The following is an 18176-nucleotide window of genomic DNA, read 5'->3' as shown; positions in this document are numbered from 1 at the left end:
AATGTATAAAACACACACCGGTTCATTGATCATCCTACTGCTGTTAGGACTGTGCAGTTTTTGCTGCGGATGCAAGAAGTTTCTGGCGATCACGCCTTCCAGTCAAACCGTCAATCCCACGACGATCAAGGATTTCCAGGAAGTGCTCAATAGCGATTCCCTGGTACGAACACAGTTTTTTCCGCTTGACCTCATGACGGACGACATGCAGCTTTCCGATTTGCAGTATGGGATGGGCGATAACTTTTATCGCAGAACCTATCAGTGGGAGCAGTCCATCTGGAATCCGGCACAAATCGACTTTATGTACACTAACAGCTATTCCAGGATATTGCAGATGAACGTTATTTTAAACAGAATAGGCGCTGCTGTTGCCGATGCCGCTAACACTACACAGGTCAGAAATAATATCATCTCGCAGGCATTGATCAACAGAGCCTGGTACTATTTACAACTGGTCAACACCTACGGTGCGGCCTATGATCCCGCTACCGCCAAATCTGACCCGGGTGTTCCGTTAGTAACCGTTCCTGACGCCTATGCTTTGCCCGCCAGATCTTCTGTTGAGGCAGTTTATACGCTGATCTTATCTGATCTCAAAACAGCCGTAGCCAATAACAGTTTGCCCTCGAAAGGGATCGACATTATTCATCCCGGAAAAGCGGCGGGATTTGCCCTCCTTGCACGGGCTTATCTTTATAGGGCTGATTACAAGGCAGCACAGGTATACGCTGATTCATCCTTGAATCTTGTAAGCAGTTTGCTCGATCAGAATTCGCGTGCCTATGTTCCCAATCAACTCCAGGATCTTGTAGGCAACCCGGAAGTTTTACTTGGTCGTACCAGTACCGATGAGGGCTTTTACACTGTTTATAAAAGCACTTTCACGATCGGCAACTCCCTGTTGGATAGTTTAGGCGGTTTTTTTAGTCAGGATAAAAGGTTCAGTACCAGATTTTCTACGAGCAGGTTCTCTTTCGGTTCTTATCTGCAGAATCCGATCAACGCGCAGCAAATAGTTTTTGATAACAGTGTTGCCGTACCGGAGGTGCTACTGATCAAAGCAGAGTGTTTGGCACGAAGCGGCGATGCCGATGGTGCAGGGAAACTGCTTGACCGCCTTCGTAGTAACAGGATTCCTCCTGATGCTTTGACAGCCAGAAATTATACAGCAGCCAACATTTTAAGTTATGTACTGGGAGAGAGGAGACGTGAACTTTGCTTTCACGGCGGACTGCGTCTTTTTGACCTCAAACGACTAAATACATCACCTATATTAAAAACGGATTTAATGCGCATGAGTTCGTCCGGTACTGTTTATGCCACGCTGCCGGCCGGTTCTGCCCGATACCTGTTCCCTTTTTCACCAATAGTTTTAGCTGCTAACCCCAATATTGTTCAAAACCCGCGATGAAGTTTTTCCATTTTAGCCACTGCTTAAAAGCGCTGTTACAAAAGTTTTCGGTTTCAACTCTTTCATCAGAATTGCTTTGTAAGGCTATAGCTGCGATCATGCCTGCATTGTTGTTTACGGCCTGTGTAAAGGATAGTAAACTTGACGGTCAGCTCCTGAAATTATCAGGAAGCGGTAATACGGTTTCCTATCTGGAGAGTGGCAGTCTTGTGTTCCTGAACGACAGTGCGTACAGTCATACATCGGGTTATACTGCCATGAGCGTGTCCTTGAGTAAACCAGCACCGCAAGCGGACACGGTACTTGCGGTGATCGATCCTTCGGCCATCAGTGAATACAATACCCAGCACGGCGAACGGAATCCTGGTTTTCCTGCAGACGCCTTTATGATCGCCCATCAGGGGAGGTTCCCGGTCGCAGCAGGGGCGACGGTTTCAAAGGATTCCCTATTTATAATGCTGAGAAGCGGTCAGGGTTTAAAATCATCAAGTGTCTACCTGGTGCCGGTCAGGTTAACTTCAAGGAAAGGTAATAAACTGTCTCAGGATCTATATTATTTTAAGATTAGTATAAAAGCTGCAAAGCTTACCGCCTACATTGACAATGCTACCGCTCTGAATGGTGCTGCTACCAGCAGACTTGATGGCGGGGCGTTTAATTTTCTATATTTTGATTATCCGGATTCCCTGAAATTGAGCGTCGGACTTAACATGCCGCTTCCTGGACAGGACGTCATCGCCGAAGCGATGACACTGAGTGCCAGCCAGGTAGATTCTATTAATCAAGCCCAGTATTTTTTCTCTGTACCATTGCCATCCTATTGTTACCAACTGGCCAATTCACGGGTTACCATACCTGGTGGGGCAGGGGTCAGCAAAGATAGTCTGGTTCTGAAATTTTCGAACCGGGACAGTTTAGTTCAATATCAGTATTACCTGATGGCGGTGAAACTAAAGCACTACAAAGCGTCAAAGTATGGGGTGCCTCCGGCAGCTTCCGATTCATCTGTCGCTTACATCCGTTTTTTTCTGCAATAAACCTAATTGATGGCTAACACAAATTATTTTTTTATGAAAGCAACAACCTATCTCGTTTTTATCCTGGCCTTATGCGGTACTTCAGTTTTGAAAGCCCAAAGTATTGCAAGTTCGCAACAACTGGCTGTCGCCGATCACATCTTCATTGATAGTGCGAACCGCCAGCACTCGCTGCGGGAGTTCAAGGGGAAATATGTCTATTTAGACATATGGGCTTCCTGGTGCTATCCCTGCAGAAAAGAATATCCGCTTTTGGAAGCTATGGCAGGCAAACTGGATACGACTAAAATCAAGGTGATCGGGATTTCACTGGACAAAACCTCGTGGCGCTGGAAAGGTGCCCTGACCGGTGTGGGAATGAAAGGTACGCAATGGTGTGTCACAGATACTTTATTTGAGCATCAACTCCAAATCAACAGCATCCCCCGCTTTATCCTCATTGACCCTGCCGGAAAAGTTCAGGTACGTGATATGACAAGACCATCCAATCCCGCCACACTTAAAACGCTACAAAATCTAACATTTAAAAAATCATGAAAATAAAAATCTTAACAACGTGTCTGTTATCCGCTTTAACCGTCAGCACATTTGCTCAGCAAGTAAAAAAGGAAGTAAATTATCATATACAGGGAACTTTGCATGGTATCAAAGAACCTGCTAAAGCCTACATGTATTACCAGTATCAGGGATTCCATAAAGATTCCGCAGTAGTGAAGGACGGAAAGTTTGTTCTTAAGGGAACTGCACCGATGCCCATGAAAGCATTTGTGCTGCTGGCTCAGAATGGACAGAATATCTATTCGCATCCATCCATGGATCAGGTCGCCGTATATCTTCAAAATGGTATAACCACGATTGATTCCAAAGATTCTTTAAAACATGCCAGGGTTGGCGGAACACCGCTCAATAAAGATCAGCAGGAATATATTGATGCCGTAGGAAATCTTCGAGAGTTGCAAGCCGGGATCAGTGCCCGAGCGCGGGACATCAAAGATCAGCGGACGCTTGACTCGTTGCAGCAGGATTATTTAAATCTGGATATTTTGCTGCAAACGAGCCTGGCTAAATTTATTCATACCCATCCAAAATCCATGGTAGCATTAAACGTGCTCAGGGCTAACTTTAAACCCTCAGATAATATTCAACTGGCCAGGTCGCTTTTTGAAAGCCTTACCGATTCTGTCAGAAAAACGCCGCCGGGAGAAATGTATCAAATTTCAATGGAAGACGCCGTTAAAGTCGGTGTTGGCAAGGTCGCCCCGGATTTTGCCGCTCAGAACGTCATTGGAAAAGAATTGCATTTGTCTGATTTCAAAGGCAAATATGTATTGCTGGATTTTTGGGCAAGCTGGTGTGGCCCGTGTCGCAGAGAAAGCCCGAATTTAGTCAAGAACTACGCTGACTATAGCAAGAAGAATTTTACCATTCTCAGCTTTTCGCTGGATCAGGATATGGATGCCTGGAAGAAAGCAGTCACGGAAGATAAGTATACCTGGACAAATGTTGTTGGCGTCCCGGAACAAATCGGTTTCGTAGCCAAATTGTATAGCGTGGAAGGTATACCTGCAAATTTTCTGATTGACCCAACCGGTAAGATCATAGCAACCAATTTGAGGGGAGAGGAATTGGAAAAAAAACTATCAGAAATTTTAAAATAACAGATCCCACAAGTTCTGCCGCGCTGCGTACGGTCGCTTCCTGTCATCGCAACACGGCTTTTTAATATATATGATGACAAATAAGAATGTATGTATTGCAGGCGCTTTACTATTCGGCCTGTTGTTGACGATCGGTCAAACCAGTTCGGCACAATTCCTCAATGGAGATCTTACTGTTAAGGAACCGACCTTACACATAGCAGATTCCCTTTTATCGCACCAGCAGGTAATTTGTTCACCTGCTGTAGTTCTTACTTTTCTTAATGGAAATAGGATGGAAGGATCTTTAAAAACAAGGCAGTTAGCCCAGGGCAACACGTTGAAATCAGACGGAACGCAGATATACGAACAAAGTAAAGGGGCTGTCGGATGGGTGGCCATGTGCTACCGCAAAACGGTCGCGGGCGTATCGGTCAATCCGGCCTCAGCTTTCGTGATCACCCCGGACGGCGTTTGCCTGACCAATTACCACGTGTTATATGCTTTCGCCAAAGACAAAGGGATCGATGATACCGGTGTATTCTTAGTTAGGCTGGGAAATGGGAAAACCTACCAGTTAAAAAAAGTGCTCTATGCTTCCATCGAAGATGACGTTGCGGTACTGCAATTAGCGATTGGTCTTGGAGAAAAACTGCCGTTTGTGCCTATAGAAAGAACTTTGTCGAAAATCGGTCAGGACCTTTATGTGTTAGGAAATCCTCAGGATATGTATTACGTCTTCACCAAAGGAATGGTCGCCAATTTATACACCGATGCGCTCATGTGGCCGGACGGAAAAGGGGGATCACTCAGAAACCTTATGGCAATTACAGCTGATTTTGCAGTAGGTTCGAGCGGAAGTCCGATCCTGAATGACCGGGGAAATGTCATCGGCATGGTTTCCAGTACACATGTCATTGAACAAAATAGTACCGGCTATCCGCTGACTCAAATGGTTATCAAAAATGCTATCCCTAATTCATCATTGTTAAAAGCGTTGACCACAGCTGCATTCAGAAAAAAATGATCGGTTGCCGCTAATGCAAAAGAATGTTTATCAATATTAATTCTACCCAATTTCTTATGTCTTTTAAATCGCTATTTTATATAACGGCTATTTACACTTCTTCATTTCTAAGTCTGAAGGCCAGTGCGCAGAACTATCCGTCGCCTGAGCAAAGCAATACCTCAAAAATGCAGACTTTGTATAAAGGGCTCGCAGGTGTCATCAGACAATACCATTACGCACCGCCGTTATTCAATGACGGTTTATCCGCAAAGATTTACAGCAATTACCTTATAAAACTCGATCCTAATAAAGCCGTATTTCTGCAGTCTGATATCGATCATCTCAATAAATACCAGTACACGCTGGATGACGAATTACGGGGAGAAAAGATGCCCTTGCAATTTTACGATGAAATTCAGCGCATTTATTTCGATCGGCTGAAAGAGTTATCAGTATTACCGATATTTTCAAGAAAGAATTGGCGTCCCGGCAATGAAGATGAAATCATATTTCCAGCGGACAGTCTGAAGTGGTGTTTTAGCCGTTCACAGCGGACAGATCGATGGAACCGGTTATTATCCTATGAATATTTTGTAAAAGAGGCTGATTTGGAAAAAGGTTATTCCGACAAATCCCTGCTCAAAGAAAAAATTGTGAAAGCCTTGCGGAACAAATACGAACATTGGCTGAAAAGCAAGCTGCAGCCAGTGGATTCTTTTGCCAGTTTCGCAGATTATGTGAACGTGATCACGTTTATACTTGACCCGCATTCTGAGTATCAGCCTCCGGTCAACAAAACAAAATATGATCAGCAGATGAGTAACCTATTTTATGGGGTGGGTATAACATTAGGTAAAACCGATCAGGGTGATATCAAGGTATTGTCAGTGATGACTGGTGCCGCCGCTTCAAAAAGTAAGAAAATCAATCCTGGAGACCTGGTTATCTCTTTTGCAGAAGGTGAGCAGGGTGTTTGGGAGGATGTAGATGGTCTGGAAATTCCGGAGCTTATTGATAAGATCCGGGGAAAGGGAGGTTCCATTGTCAAGTTGAAGGTCAAGGATAGTAAAACAGGTCTGATCAATGATGTTTCCCTGGTTCGCGAGAAAGTAAACGTTCAGGAGTCTGGAGCAAGGAGCGGGATTATAAAAACGGCTGCCGGAAAGAAAATAGGTATGCTTTACCTGCCAGAATTTTACAATGATTATGCTCATTGGGATGGTGCAAAAAGTGCGAATGACGTAGCCAGAGAACTTAAATTATTACAGAATGAAAAAATAGACGCACTGATTGTTGACTTGCGCTATAACGGCGGTGGATCTTTAGATGATGTTGTGAAAATCTGTGGTTACTTTGTGAAATACGGTCCTATCGTGCAGGTAAAGGACCAGAAGGGTGAGCTGAGGATTCTTACAGATGATGACGGTACAACCCTCTATGATGGTCCAATGGCTGTACTTGTCAATGGGTACAGCGCTTCAGCATCCGAGATATTTGCTGCTGCGATGCAGGACTACAGGAGAGCGGTGATTGTGGGAACTGATACCTACGGAAAAGGAACGGTACAGCACCAGTTACCTTTAGGAACAATAAATCAGGACGGAGAACCGTCATTTGGCGCCCTGAAGCTGACTATGGAAAAATTCTACAGGATCAACGGATCAACTACTCAAAAGAACGGTGTCCATCCTGATCTTTGTCTGCCGGATCTCACCAGTTACGCTCATTTTAAGGAGAAGGACCAATTTTCAGTATTGCCTGCAGATACAATCGATGCAGTATCCTATCATCTGAATACTTACACACCCGTCAAAATTGCTGATACAGAGTTTTTAAAGTATCCGGATTTTTCCGGAAGGTTCACCCGGATGGATTCCATATCACGTTTCCTGAGTTCCAAAAGACCACAAGTGATTGGGCTTAAACAGGCCGAGACGGAAAGCAAAATAAAGCAAGAGCAAATGAACAGATATCTTGAACTTGAAAAAGTGGAAGCTGGTCAGTTGGAAACTAAGGGGCTTGGTCAATATGCCGGTACGGACTGGTATCAGGTTTGGCTAAAAAAATCAATTGAAAACATTTGGGTACAGCGCACCATACAATATCTGTTGACGCAGCAATAAGATCTTCTTCGTTCTTAGATAAGTTAGTTAATGATTAAGTTGAGATAGAAAGAGCCTCTAAGAAGAAGGCTCTTTCTATATATATGGCGACTTTTCTTTGAAACATCGAAATGATACTTAAAAGATAGATGCAGAGTTTGAATATTTAAACGAAAACTCAATTATGAAGCACTTTATTAATAACCAGGTTGCCGCCGGCATCATCTGTAAAATATAAGGTATAGATTTTACCTGCCTGCAAATCCTGAATAGTGAAATTTCCAAGATCTTTCTTCAAGGCCAAGCTGACCAATTGAATATTTAACGCACCGGGATCAACGTATTTGTATCCACTGGCAACAAATCTGCTTACATTGCTTACTAAATCATTTCCTGAGGCATCTTTTACTATGACATCCGAAGGCGCATTTTCACTTAAATGGATAAACTTTACTTTCACCTTTCCATTGTTTGGCGCCGCCAGATCATCCTGGTAAGATTTTACGATTGCCCCTGAACCTTGCCCGACCAGGTATACTGTAAAACTTACGCCATCTGCAGTATATAATGAGCCGGTAGCAGTCACCGAATTATCCGGACGTTTAAATTCCATAATCATGTTTTTTCCGGACGGAGCAGTGATGTATGCAGAATTATCCATGTAATTTAATCCGCCATTGATCAGCACGTTGCCAGCCAATGTAAAGCTTTGAGGGCCTGATGTAGCTGAGGCATTGACTACCTTAATGTTAAACTGACCCGATGGATCGATGGTGTTTTTCTTACAGGCAAATAAAGTGATGCTTGTTAATATGCCCAGCATAAGGCAATAATAAATACTTTTCTTTTTCATCTTTTTCTAATTTATGATACGAGATTTAATTACATGTATTTTACACGTATACCGAAGGATGGCGTGTGGGCAAGGTCTATCTTAAAATCGTTGAAAGCCGGCTTACGCAGTTTCTCCATAAAATAGTTGGAGAACCCGAAACCTTCTTTAGGTACACCGATAAAGTTTTTGTCCAGTTTACCGTTGCCGTTTTCATCGTCTATCATGGTAAACCCATAAATACCTTCAGACAGGTTGACCCTGATATTAAGTTCCCCGTTCCTAAGATTCGTTTTACTGAAAGATTCTGTTTTAAAAGGCTGTTGCTTGTCATACTCTTCTGCTGTCCGGAAAATGTTAAGGATGATTTGACCTTTAGAAGACCTGATACCGGTAATGTGGGCCGGCGTTTCCTGATCGCGCATCAGCGCACCTACTTTTGTAATGGCAATTCCTGCCAGCAAAATAATTGTTAAACCTATACTTTTCATGGCTTTAATTTTCAGCAAACCTATTGTACAATGCCACCACCTGACAAGCGCAAAAGAGGCGAAGCGGGCAATTTTCCGGCTTAAACAGCTTTAGTTTGCTTTGATAATTTTCCAGGGAATAATTGAGCCGCGTTATGTATAAGCACCCCAAAAAAAACAAGCTGCCCGTTTTAGCTCTTGTTTTGCCCGCTTCAGCGCTTATACAGACTGTCTAGTTTAAATAATCATTAACTTTATCAGCATGGAAGAGAAATTACCGGTTAGGCGGCTCAGTCGCCTTACGTGGCTGCAGGTCTTAACCATTGGGTTCATATTTTACCTGCTGATCACACATAGCGGAAACCCGCACGGCAACCTGCTCACCCTGCTCACCATGTCCGGAATTTTGATGGTGGGTTATGCAGATATCCTGACAATGGTCTTTCTGTCAAGATCGATGTCCATCAGGGGCAGCAAATTTTCAGTTTGCAGACGAATCATTACTTATCTGCTGGCATTTATTATCTATCAATGCCTAAGGCCAGTATTTTCTTATGTGGGCGGCGAACATTGGACATTCTTAGACATGCAATCGCTGCTTATTTTTACAGGATCTGCAATTGTGATCAATACCCTGATCACCTTGCTTCATGATTCTGTTTTACTTTATGAGCATAAGCTTTATGCAGAACTTGAATTAGCAAGGCTGACGACGGCAAATGCAGAAGCCATGAACCTTGCCCTGAAGCAGCAAATACAACCGCATTTTCTTTTTAATGCGCTCAATACTTTAAAGGCATTATACCATAAAGATTTGCCAACGGCAGACCGCTACATCGTCCATATGGCTAACTTTTTAAGGGCGTCCATTTTCCATCAAGCTTCGCATGTCGCTAAACTTGCAGATGAGGTAGCGCTGCTTAATGATTATCTTCAAATGCAGCAGATCAGGTTCGGAACTGCGCTCAAATGCCATATCAACCTTAGTGAAGAAACTTTGCAGCATACTTATTTGCCTGCATTTTCACTTCAGCCCTTGCTGGAAAATGCCATCAAACACAATATTTTCACCAGGGAGAGTGCGCTGTGTGTAAATATTTACCAGCAAGGCGACTGGCTGATGATTAAAAATAACCTGCAAAAACGTAAAACTAAAGCAGATTCTACTAATTACGGATTGGCAAACCTGGCCGAGCGTTACCGGCTTTGGTCAGGCGATGAGATCCGGATTGATGAAGATGAAAACTATTTTGCCGTAAGTATAAAACTATTACCGAATGAAGATAGTCGTTATTGAGGATGAACCGCTTGTTGCGGATGAATTGGAACAGAACTTACTGACATTACTAAACAATAATGCTGAAATTATTAAAATAGAATCTGTGCATAATGCCATTTTACACTTTGAAAATAACCCTGCACCAGATCTCATTTTTAGCGATATACAGCTCGGCGACGGGCTAAGCTTTGAAATATTCGTGAGCGTTCAACTAAATGTTCCCGTTATCTTTTGTACAGCTTATGATACTTACGCACTGGAAGCTTTTAAAGCCAATGGCATTGATTATATCTTAAAGCCTTTTACAATACAAATGCTTGAGGCCGCTTTGACAAAATACAAGCAATTTTCCAACCTGTTCTCCAAAGCCCAGGTACCGCAATATGAAGCTTTGCTGCGTATGCTGGACGAAAAGCCGAAACAACGGGCAGCGTCTGTTCTGGTATATCACCAGGATAAAATCATTCCTATCAAAATAGAAGAAGTCGCTTTGTTCTATCTCAAAAACGAAACTACCCATTTAATGACCTTTGGCGGGAAAATATACTATCCAAATAAAAACCTGGATGAGCTGGAACGCTTGTCAGGTAAGAACTTTTACAGGGCTAACAGGCAGGCGCTGGTGTGCCGGGATGCCATCATAGACGTTTCTCATTTCTTTTCACGAAAACTGTCGCTTAACTTAAAGGTTGCTACTGATGAAAAGGTAATTGTCAGCAAGGCGAAGTCTTCGCAATTTCTGGCCTGGCTTGCAGAGCACTGATTTAACTCTAAATAGTCCGATTCTTTACCCTTTAATATTGATCGCTCCGCCTTCATTTTGCCCGCTTCGGCATATTTAGGCTTTTAGCGGGTAGCATAACATTACACCTTTGACAAACACAGCAAAAGCTGCATGTAAACGTCACAAGAATAAATGTTATGAAAAAATTAATTTTAGCACTCCTGCTGCTCACTTCAGTTAAAACATTCGCGCAAACAACGCCATCACAACAAAGCTTTGGTCAAAAAATACTGAGCCGGTTAGAGTTCGGCATTAAAGGTGGTGTCAATGTCAGTAACTTTCAAAACTTCAACGCTTCAACAGACCCATTAATCGGTTTTCATGGCGGCCTGTCGGTGGCTTACCGTTTTACAGATCATTTGATGGTTCAGGAAGATTTCCTGTTCTCTACCCAGGGAGCCAAGCTTAAAGCCGGGGTTTTAGGATCACAAGATCTTAAGTTGTCTTATGTTACAGTGCCTATTGTATTAAAGTACCGTACCACATCCGGGTTTTACGTGGAAGCCGGCGGTCAGGCAGGTATTAAAGTTAAGGAACAGGTAGCTGGTTTTTCTTCAACAAACTTTGCCAAGAAAATTGATGCCGCAGCGGTAGGTGGCTTAGGCTATCAATCAAGGATCGGACTGGGCATCGGTGCAAGGTATATATATGGCATTTCAAAAGTCGGCGATTTTAACAACCTTTTGGTCAACAACGACTTTAAAAACAGCACTATCCAAGCCAGCCTTTTTTACACATTCTAATCAACCACTCCAGCAGCATGGCTGTAGAGATATTTAAAACAAACATTGAAAGCCGGGAACAAGCAAATAAGGTGCTCCGGCTTTTAAAACAACAAGCGCCGGAACTATCCTGCAACTTTGATCTGGATGATTGCGATAGAATTTTAAGGGTTAAGTCCGATAAAATATGCTTGGAAAAGATCATCCGGATTTTGCAAGGTAACGGTTTTGAATGTGAGTACCTTGATTGAAATAAATAAAACACTCAAGTAAGTCTTTCAATGCTAAGTCAATGAAATGGATTATATTTTGTTTGTTGCTAGCCCTGTAAGGGTAATAGCTGAAAATTCATATTTGCTTTAATTTATCCACGATTGCCTTTAACAAACGGAAATCAGTATCGTCGTAACCCAAGACCTGTTAAACCTCTTCTTCGTTTAATTCAAATACGAAGCAATTATCATTGATAGAAACCGTAATACGATCGGTATATCCATAGCGTTGAAACACCGGAGAAAATCCAGTAGCTTGTTCCAACAGATCTTCTGAAACAAACGGTTAGTTCATTGCATATCGCTCTGATTGGGATATGTAACAATAATCCGGGCGGCAGTTGTAAACGATCACCGCGCTGGTCACGGTGATCGTTTGCCTTCAAACTATTCTGTACCGACGTAACTTCACCTCTTAAAGGCAGGGTGACGCCTGACGGTAGCGCGTTTGCTCTTTAGGCTTCATAAAAGCCAAACAATCATTCGAAGTAGACATGTTCAAAGCTAACATTCAGATCACCAAGCTCATCGTCAGACTTATCCCAGCCTCCATTTGCCTGATTAATTTGACTATGAAGGCTTTTATATGTCAACTTCTACTCAGCACGCTCCTTTCCTGCGCATCTCAAAGGTTATATTATATGTAATTCTTTTGATACTTGATTTCGGTAGCCTTTATGGCTAAAGGTTTGGATAATATAGAAGATGAATTATATATTTGCGCATTATTTATAATTAGTCTAAATTAATTTAATGTTTATCGCATGTTCCTCAGATTTACTACGCTACCAATTTTTATACTTCTTTTTACCATTGCCGCCAGCGCACAGACAACCGGTTCAATTACCGGGACTGTTCGGCTTGTAAACGGTGATCCGTTTGCTTCAGCGTCCGTTTCCATCATTGAAACCGGAAAGGGGACGCTTACAGATGAGCAGGGTAATTATACCTTCTTAAATATTACCGCAGGGGTTTATCATCTAAAAATTCAGGTGCTGGGTGCGCCGGAGAAAATTTTGCAGGTAAAAGTGGCTGACGGGCAAACAAGCCGTGGAGATTATCAGCTTCCGAAGGAAAATGTCCAGGCGCTGCAGGAAGTCAGCATTAACAGCAGCCGCAACCGTTTTGCCAAGAAGGAAAGTCCGTATGTTGCCAGGTTGCCGTTAAAAAACCTGGAAAATCCGCAGGTTTATAATACTGTGTCTAAGGCGATGATTGAAGAACAATCCATCATAGATCTCGGGAGCGTGGGTAAGGACATTCCCGGCGCTGGTATTCCAACAGTGGCTAACCAGGGAAGGGTGACCTTTCACTCGCGCGGATTTGAGGTTGAACCTAATGCGCGTAATGGTGTTGCGGGTACTGCATTTTCCATAATTGATCCTGCAAACCTTGAACGGGTGGAAGCTATTAAAGGCCCTTCGGCAACCTTGTTTGGAAACAGTGTTTCCAGCAGTTATGGCGGGTTGATCAACCGGGTAACCAAAAAGCCCTATAATGGTTTTGGCGGGGAGGTGGCTTATTACGGCGGCAGTTTCAACATGAACCGCCTGACCGTTGATTTAAACACACCTGTTAATGCAGATAAAACTGCGCTCTTCCGGATGAGCGGTGCCACCACCTACCAGAAATCATTCCAGGACCTGGGCTTTTCCAATACCCTAAGCCTGGCACCAAGTTTTTCTTATCAGATAAACGACCGGCTATCGATGCTGGTGGATGTTGAATACGGTCAGGCAAAAGCCACGTCGGTGGTCCGTTTTAACCCCTACAACTCAAGCGGGAAAAACTGGAGCATAACGGATATCGGCTTTCCTTACAAACGAACTTTCCTGAGCAATGACCTGCCTTATCAGACGCAAATGGTCAATTTTTTTGCACAATTGAATTATAAGCTATCCGGCAACTGGACTTCACAAACCGTGATCTCCAGGGCACGTTCAAATATCAGCGGGTACATCACCGCGCTCAATGGTTTGGCCGGCGATACCACTGTTCGCCCGAACATCATTGCCGGTGTTACTTCTTTTACTGCTACAGACCTTCAGCAAAACTTTACCGGAGATTTTAAGATCGGCAACCTGAGAAACCGGATGGTGATCGGCTTAGACTACTTCAACAATTATAATGATTTTGACCGTGTGACTGTCAGTGCGCCGGCAGTCAATTTCTTAAATCCGCCTGCAACCTACCGGATCACTCGTAATCAGGTGGATGTCCTGACGAATACAGGTACGCTACGTAAAGAAATCAATAAGGATAATACGTATTCTGCTTATGTTTCTGACGTATTAAATCTAACTGACAGGTTTAATGCGATGCTGAGTTTGCGTATAGACCGTTATCAGTATAAAGGCAATTATAATATCAATACAGGCGTTACAGGCGGCGGTTTGGGTACAAGCGGACAGCAGGCCGGGCCGTTCGGGCAAACTGCGCTGGCTCCTAAGCTGGGGTTAGTTTATGAAGTCCTTAAAGATCAGCTATCCCTGTTTGGAAATTACATGAACGGCTTTTTCAATCATAGCGGTGCAGCTAAGGACGGCAGTATTTTTAAACCCGAACATGGGAACCAGTTGGAATTCGGTTTAAAGGGGGACCTGCTGGATCATAAGATAGTAGGAACGGTGAGTGTGTATGATATTCGCGTGGATAATACCTTACGCACCGATCCGACGGATGCCAATTATCAGGTTCAGGACGGCAGCCAGCGCAGCAAAGGTATAGAAGTAGATTTGGTAGCGAATCCTTTTGCTGGCCTTAACCTGGTGGCTGGTTATGCTTATAATGACATCAAGTACACGAAAGGTGACCCATTGTTCATTGGTTACCGCCCGGCGCTTTCCGGCCCTGGGCGTACCTTGAATTTTTGGGCCAGCTACCGTCTTCCCGATGGTAAATGGAAAGGCTTGGGTGCCGGGTTCGGCGGCAACTACGGCAGTTCAGCGATCCAGACCCTTAACCGGGCGACAGTCGGAACCGGAGCAACTGCAAGTGTCAGAACAACGACTGTGACCATTCCGTCCTATACCATGCTGGATGCATCATTATTCTACGATCAGCCTAAATACCGGCTGAGCTTAAAAGTTGACAATCTGACGAGTGAAAAGGCATGGTCCGAGCGGTTAACGCCGCAGGCACCGGCAACATTTATTGGAAGCATCGCCCTTAAATTCTAAATGCTGAAAGTAAACTCCGGGTGTCAATCGCAATTCCAATGTTTGCATCCGGAGTTGTTCAACTAAAAAATTTATTTAATTGATTAGACAATAAACACAAAAATGATAGCATTTAAACTGTTCCGTACGTTATTGACCGGTGGTCTGTTGGTGTTTTGTATACCCTTCCTAACGAAAGCAAGCGCTTATTGGTTAGAAGTTGCCGGCAATGGAAAGATAAACCAAAAAGTTGCGGTAAAAATCTTTTACGGCAGCATAAATGACTTCGGTATACGTGTGCCGGATAAAGGTGCGGAACTTGACCTGACAGGAAGCTTTAAGCTCTTTGTTCTGGAGGAAGATGGAAAAAGATCATCAATAATCATTTCTAAAAATAAAGATCATTGGGAAGGATTTTTTACGCCTATGCATGAGGGCAGATTCAGAATTATTGGTTTGAATGACCAGCACCCTGTAATTGACCGTTCTGCGAAGGGAGGGATCAGTGTGAAGCCTGTCGATTACCTTTATGCGGACTATAAAGTTGGTCAGGTGACATACACATATCCAACGCCAGCTCAATTGCTCGATATATTTGTTGCGGATACCGGTAAATTAAAAAAAGCGACTATTTTTCTAAAAGGCAAACTTTGTCCGGCCGGATCAAAAATCAGAATTTTTAATCCGGATAACTGGGAGAAGGAACTTGTTGTTGATGACCATGGAGAGGTCTGTTTCTTCCCGCCGGAAAAGGGGTTATATATCATCCGTTTTGACTGGACAGAGACGGATTCAGGGAATTTCTTGGGGAAAGTGTACGAAAATACGAGGCACCGCTGCAATTACTTTCTGTTGTTTTAAAGTTCAGTGAATTTTCTTACCGGAATTGTATGGAGCAGGGTGACCTTCACCCTGTAGCATTTTTATAAGTCGTAAAATATTTCAAATCTTCTATAGGTGTATTGGTCATGCTTATCGGTTGTGTCCGTTTTTGCGGCCAGTAACTGGTGGTCGAAGCGGTAAGCGCTACTGGAACAGCAGTTTTATGACGATAATGCTTTAAAGGATGGCTTGCCTACTGCCATGTCCCTGGCCGAAAAGCTGAATATATCACCCAGTTATTAAAACGGTCACCGGGCAGAGCCCTCAGCAGCATATCCACGATAAACTGATCAAAAAGGCAAAGGAAAAATTGTCAGCGACCGACCTTACGGTAAGTGAAATCGCTTATGCATTGGGATTTGAACATCCGCAGTCATTCAGTAAACTTTTTAGGGCAAAGACAAGCCTTTCCCCTCATGAGTTTCGTCAGTCGTTGAACTGAGCTTTTAATATACATGGAAATATTTAAAAGCCAGGCTGGAAGAAGATATATGGCATCAGTTGAGGCAGGCCCCTCGGCAACGGAACCCTCGGCAAAGGCGTTATTGCTGGAGGCCAATATATCCGCAAAATGAAAAGTGCGCGGTTAATAAAGAATTTCCCCTACACATGAAGTTAACAAAGGAACACATCCGTAATAGGCAACCACAAATTGAGTTCCTGCCATTTTCATATTTCTCTAAATTTCCATAAATTAGATAATTAATTTGAGCTGCTCCGGATGCATGATTACCAAAAGAATACTGATGAAGCATTATTTGCCTTGTTGAAAGACAATGATGACCGGGCATTCAAAATTCTTTTTGACCGATATTGGGATCGGCTGTTGGAGACGGCTTATTATAAGCTGAATTCGCAAAAAGATGCTGAGGAAGTTGTGCAACAGATATTTCTTGAAATTTGGAACAACCGTCATGCCACGCAATTAAGGTTTTCTTTTCGTACTTATATTTCGGCTGCTTTACGCTATTCTGTATATGCGGCTGTAGCGCAGCGTAAAAGGGAAAATCAAGTTTCCATTTCTTCCCTCGAAGAAGACCATTTTGTCGATGACAGCACCCGCGAATTGCTTAGTTTCAACGATGTGCGTGGCAAACTGGAAATTCTCATGGGTCAATTACCTGAAAAATGTGAGTTGGTTTTCAGAATGAGTCGTGAGCAGGGAAAAAGCGTCAAGGAAATCGCTTCAGAGCTCGGTATTTCCAGCAAAACGGTAGAAGCACATATTACAAAAGCGATTAAGGTCATAAAATCAGGCATAAATCAACTTTGGCTCTTCTGATTGTATGCGATTTTTTTAAAAATTCACACTTTTTTAAAAATAAGTTAACATCTACTAAGGGGTCGAGCCGTCTTTTTACACTATAAAGTCGAAAAGCAATAATGATGGCCGACTTTAGACCTGAGCAAATAAATAAACTTACTCAAAAATTCCTACGCGGAACCATTACGGCTCCCGAAATGGATATATTGGAAAAATGGTATTCGGAAAAATCGCTTGAAAATCCGGAATGGCTTTTAGAAAACGAAAGTCGTGAGGATCTTAAACAGCGTTTATTTCAAAATATCAGGGCTCGTATCATACCTGTAAAAAGATTATATCCGTTATGGGCCAAAATTGCTGCTGCTGTGTTGCTGATCACCACTGCAGGAATTGCAGTTTTTAAGGCCAAACAGGATACCAGTGCCGGTCAGTTTTCCGTAATGGGTCGGCCAGGTCAGATTCGGAAGATAATGTTACCCGATCATTCACTGGTTTGGCTGAAAGGCAACAGCAGCATTAGTTATCCGGCTCATTTCAGCGACAGTACGCGTAACGTGATGCTTCATGGTGAAGCCTTGTTTGAAGTCAGCAAAGACCGGCAGCACCCTTTTATCATCAGCGCAGGTAAATACATTACCCGTGTGCTCGGGACCAGCTTTAACATCAGATCAAATAATAACGGGGCATTCAAACTTACCGTGCTAACCGGTAAAGTACAGGTATTTTATGAAAAGAATTTACCAAACCAAAAACCCGTAATTGTTACCCCGGGCCAGGTTTATGAAAAGCTGAACCCGGCTATAAAACCCAGTCTAGCGGTATCTACCCTGGATAACAAGGATGCGGTAGTCTACGGAACGCAATATCCCATGGCATTCGAAGACACCCGCTTCGAAGAGATCAAGCGCCGGATAGAAGAAAAGTTTGACGTTAGTATCACCACAGATCAGGCAGCGTATCAACAATGCCGGATATCAGCTAATGTAACCGACCAATCATTGCAAAATACCCTTAAAGTGATATGCGCCTCCATAGGTGCAGAGTTTTCTATTAACAATGATCAAATAAAAATTACAGGAGGAGGCTGTAACTGATGCATTAAGCTATACCCTATCAATAAAAAAAGCAGGAGTGCTACCAACACGCCCTGCCTTATAAGATTTAGAAGCAACTCTCTGATTAATTTACTGCTAAACCAAAACAAATGTACAAGAAATTGTTCAAACGGCCTTCCTATGCACTAAAAATGAGGCCGACAAATAACCGAAGCGTTATAGGAACGCACGTGTTAAACGTTTTTCCCTTTTTAATCCG

At 43.1% G+C, this 18176-nt stretch carries 16 protein-coding genes; 14 read left to right on the top strand and 2 right to left on the bottom strand.

All coding sequences use genetic code 11. The features are described from left to right. Position 1: 1 nt before the first annotated feature. The 6 genes from CKK33_RS02015 to CKK33_RS01990 all read left to right on the top strand — a co-directional run bounded on the left by CKK33_RS02015 (position 2) and on the right by CKK33_RS01990 (position 7220). Positions 2-1414, top strand: coding sequence for a RagB/SusD family nutrient uptake outer membrane protein (locus tag CKK33_RS02015; protein ID WP_095702501.1), 1413 nt, complete (start codon positions 2-4; stop codon positions 1412-1414). Beyond that, on the top strand, positions 1411-2451 hold the full coding sequence (locus tag CKK33_RS02010) for a DUF1735 domain-containing protein (protein ID WP_095702500.1): 1041 nt from the start codon (positions 1411-1413) through the stop codon (positions 2449-2451). The genes CKK33_RS02015 and CKK33_RS02010 overlap by 4 nt, the downstream gene beginning before the upstream one ends. Positions 2452-2484: 33 nt before the next feature. Next, positions 2485-2988, top strand: a complete 504-nt coding sequence (locus CKK33_RS02005; protein ID WP_158223379.1) for a TlpA disulfide reductase family protein — start codon at positions 2485-2487, stop codon at positions 2986-2988. Next, positions 2985-4109, top strand: a complete 1125-nt coding sequence (locus CKK33_RS02000; RefSeq protein WP_095702498.1) for a TlpA disulfide reductase family protein — start codon at positions 2985-2987, stop codon at positions 4107-4109. The genes CKK33_RS02005 and CKK33_RS02000 overlap by 4 nt, the downstream gene beginning before the upstream one ends. Positions 4110-4179: 70 nt before the next feature. Continuing rightward, positions 4180-5115, top strand: coding sequence for a serine protease (locus CKK33_RS01995; RefSeq protein ID WP_095702497.1), 936 nt, complete (start codon positions 4180-4182; stop codon positions 5113-5115). Positions 5116-5171: 56 nt separating this feature from the next. Continuing rightward, positions 5172-7220 carry a S41 family peptidase gene (locus tag CKK33_RS01990; protein ID WP_158223378.1) on the top strand — a complete coding sequence of 683 codons (2049 nt, stop codon included), beginning with the start codon at positions 5172-5174 and terminating at the stop codon, positions 7218-7220. 157 nt (positions 7221-7377) lie between these two features. On the opposite strand, the gene CKK33_RS01985 is transcribed toward CKK33_RS01990, so the two are convergent. Both CKK33_RS01985 and CKK33_RS01980 read right to left on the bottom strand, forming a co-directional pair. Continuing rightward, complete coding sequence (locus CKK33_RS01985) at positions 7378-8052, bottom strand: DUF4397 domain-containing protein (RefSeq protein ID WP_095702495.1); 675 nt, start codon at positions 8050-8052, stop codon at positions 7378-7380. 29 nt (positions 8053-8081) lie between these two features. Continuing rightward, positions 8082-8522: a DUF2141 domain-containing protein gene (locus tag CKK33_RS01980; protein WP_198952431.1), complete on the bottom strand. Its 441-nt coding sequence runs from the start codon at positions 8520-8522 to the stop codon at positions 8082-8084. Positions 8523-8763: 241 nt separating this feature from the next. Between CKK33_RS01980 and CKK33_RS01975 the strand changes: the two genes are divergently transcribed. The 8 genes from CKK33_RS01975 (at position 8764) to CKK33_RS01935 (ending at position 17956) form a co-directional block, all read left to right on the top strand. Continuing rightward, positions 8764-9798: a sensor histidine kinase gene (locus tag CKK33_RS01975; protein WP_095702494.1), complete on the top strand. Its 1035-nt coding sequence runs from the start codon at positions 8764-8766 to the stop codon at positions 9796-9798. Next, positions 9779-10543 (top strand): LytTR family DNA-binding domain-containing protein, encoded by a 765-nt coding sequence (locus CKK33_RS01970; protein ID WP_095702493.1) that lies wholly within the window; start codon positions 9779-9781, stop codon positions 10541-10543. Before CKK33_RS01975 ends, CKK33_RS01970 begins: the two co-directional genes overlap by 20 nt. Before the next feature lie 158 nt (positions 10544-10701). Then, a complete protein-coding gene (locus tag CKK33_RS01965; RefSeq protein WP_095702492.1) occupies positions 10702-11307 on the top strand; it encodes a porin family protein in 606 nt (201 codons plus the stop codon). Positions 11308-12322: 1015 nt separating this feature from the next. Next, the gene (locus CKK33_RS01955; protein WP_095702490.1) at positions 12323-14737 is read left to right on the top strand and encodes a TonB-dependent receptor domain-containing protein; all 2415 of its coding nucleotides are present in this window, start codon (positions 12323-12325) and stop codon (positions 14735-14737) included. 102 nt (positions 14738-14839) lie between these two features. Further along, the gene (locus CKK33_RS01950) at positions 14840-15577 is read left to right on the top strand and encodes a hypothetical protein (protein WP_095702489.1); all 738 of its coding nucleotides are present in this window, start codon (positions 14840-14842) and stop codon (positions 15575-15577) included. Positions 15578-15821: 244 nt separating this feature from the next. Continuing rightward, positions 15822-16040: a helix-turn-helix domain-containing protein gene (locus CKK33_RS01945; RefSeq protein WP_369803586.1), complete on the top strand. Its 219-nt coding sequence runs from the start codon at positions 15822-15824 to the stop codon at positions 16038-16040. A 279-nt stretch (positions 16041-16319) separates the two neighbouring features. Continuing rightward, positions 16320-16880 (top strand): sigma-70 family RNA polymerase sigma factor, encoded by a 561-nt coding sequence (locus CKK33_RS01940; RefSeq protein ID WP_095702488.1) that lies wholly within the window; start codon positions 16320-16322, stop codon positions 16878-16880. A 101-nt stretch (positions 16881-16981) separates the two neighbouring features. Then, positions 16982-17956, top strand: coding sequence for a FecR family protein (locus CKK33_RS01935; RefSeq protein WP_095702487.1), 975 nt, complete (start codon positions 16982-16984; stop codon positions 17954-17956). Positions 17957-18176: the final 220 nt, after the last annotated feature.

It is taken from the genome of Mucilaginibacter sp. MD40 (genome assembly GCF_002288635.1).
Classification (GTDB): domain Bacteria; phylum Bacteroidota; class Bacteroidia; order Sphingobacteriales; family Sphingobacteriaceae; genus Mucilaginibacter.
Note: the sequence above shows the minus strand (reverse complement) of the source record. Positions and strands in the feature narration are given on the sequence as shown.

Coding starts and splice junctions, on each gene's coding strand:
- CKK33_RS01955 (WP_095702490.1), top strand. CDS start 12,323: ATGTTCCTCAGATTTACTACGCTACCAATTTTTATACTTCTTTTTACC.
- CKK33_RS01990 (WP_158223378.1), top strand. CDS start 5,172: ATGTCTTTTAAATCGCTATTTTATATAACGGCTATTTACACTTCTTCA.
- CKK33_RS01975 (WP_095702494.1), top strand. CDS start 8,764: ATGGAAGAGAAATTACCGGTTAGGCGGCTCAGTCGCCTTACGTGGCTG.
- CKK33_RS01940 (WP_095702488.1), top strand. CDS start 16,320: ATGCATGATTACCAAAAGAATACTGATGAAGCATTATTTGCCTTGTTG.
- CKK33_RS02015 (WP_095702501.1), top strand. CDS start 2: ATGTATAAAACACACACCGGTTCATTGATCATCCTACTGCTGTTAGGA.
- CKK33_RS01965 (WP_095702492.1), top strand. CDS start 10,702: ATGAAAAAATTAATTTTAGCACTCCTGCTGCTCACTTCAGTTAAAACA.
- CKK33_RS01985 (WP_095702495.1), bottom strand. CDS start 8,052: ATGAAAAAGAAAAGTATTTATTATTGCCTTATGCTGGGCATATTAACA.
- CKK33_RS01950 (WP_095702489.1), top strand. CDS start 14,840: ATGATAGCATTTAAACTGTTCCGTACGTTATTGACCGGTGGTCTGTTG.
- CKK33_RS01980 (WP_198952431.1), bottom strand. CDS start 8,522: ATGAAAAGTATAGGTTTAACAATTATTTTGCTGGCAGGAATTGCCATT.
- CKK33_RS01970 (WP_095702493.1), top strand. CDS start 9,779: ATGAAGATAGTCGTTATTGAGGATGAACCGCTTGTTGCGGATGAATTG.
- CKK33_RS02010 (WP_095702500.1), top strand. CDS start 1,411: ATGAAGTTTTTCCATTTTAGCCACTGCTTAAAAGCGCTGTTACAAAAG.
- CKK33_RS01935 (WP_095702487.1), top strand. CDS start 16,982: ATGATGGCCGACTTTAGACCTGAGCAAATAAATAAACTTACTCAAAAA.
- CKK33_RS02000 (WP_095702498.1), top strand. CDS start 2,985: ATGAAAATAAAAATCTTAACAACGTGTCTGTTATCCGCTTTAACCGTC.
- CKK33_RS02005 (WP_158223379.1), top strand. CDS start 2,485: ATGAAAGCAACAACCTATCTCGTTTTTATCCTGGCCTTATGCGGTACT.
- CKK33_RS01995 (WP_095702497.1), top strand. CDS start 4,180: ATGATGACAAATAAGAATGTATGTATTGCAGGCGCTTTACTATTCGGC.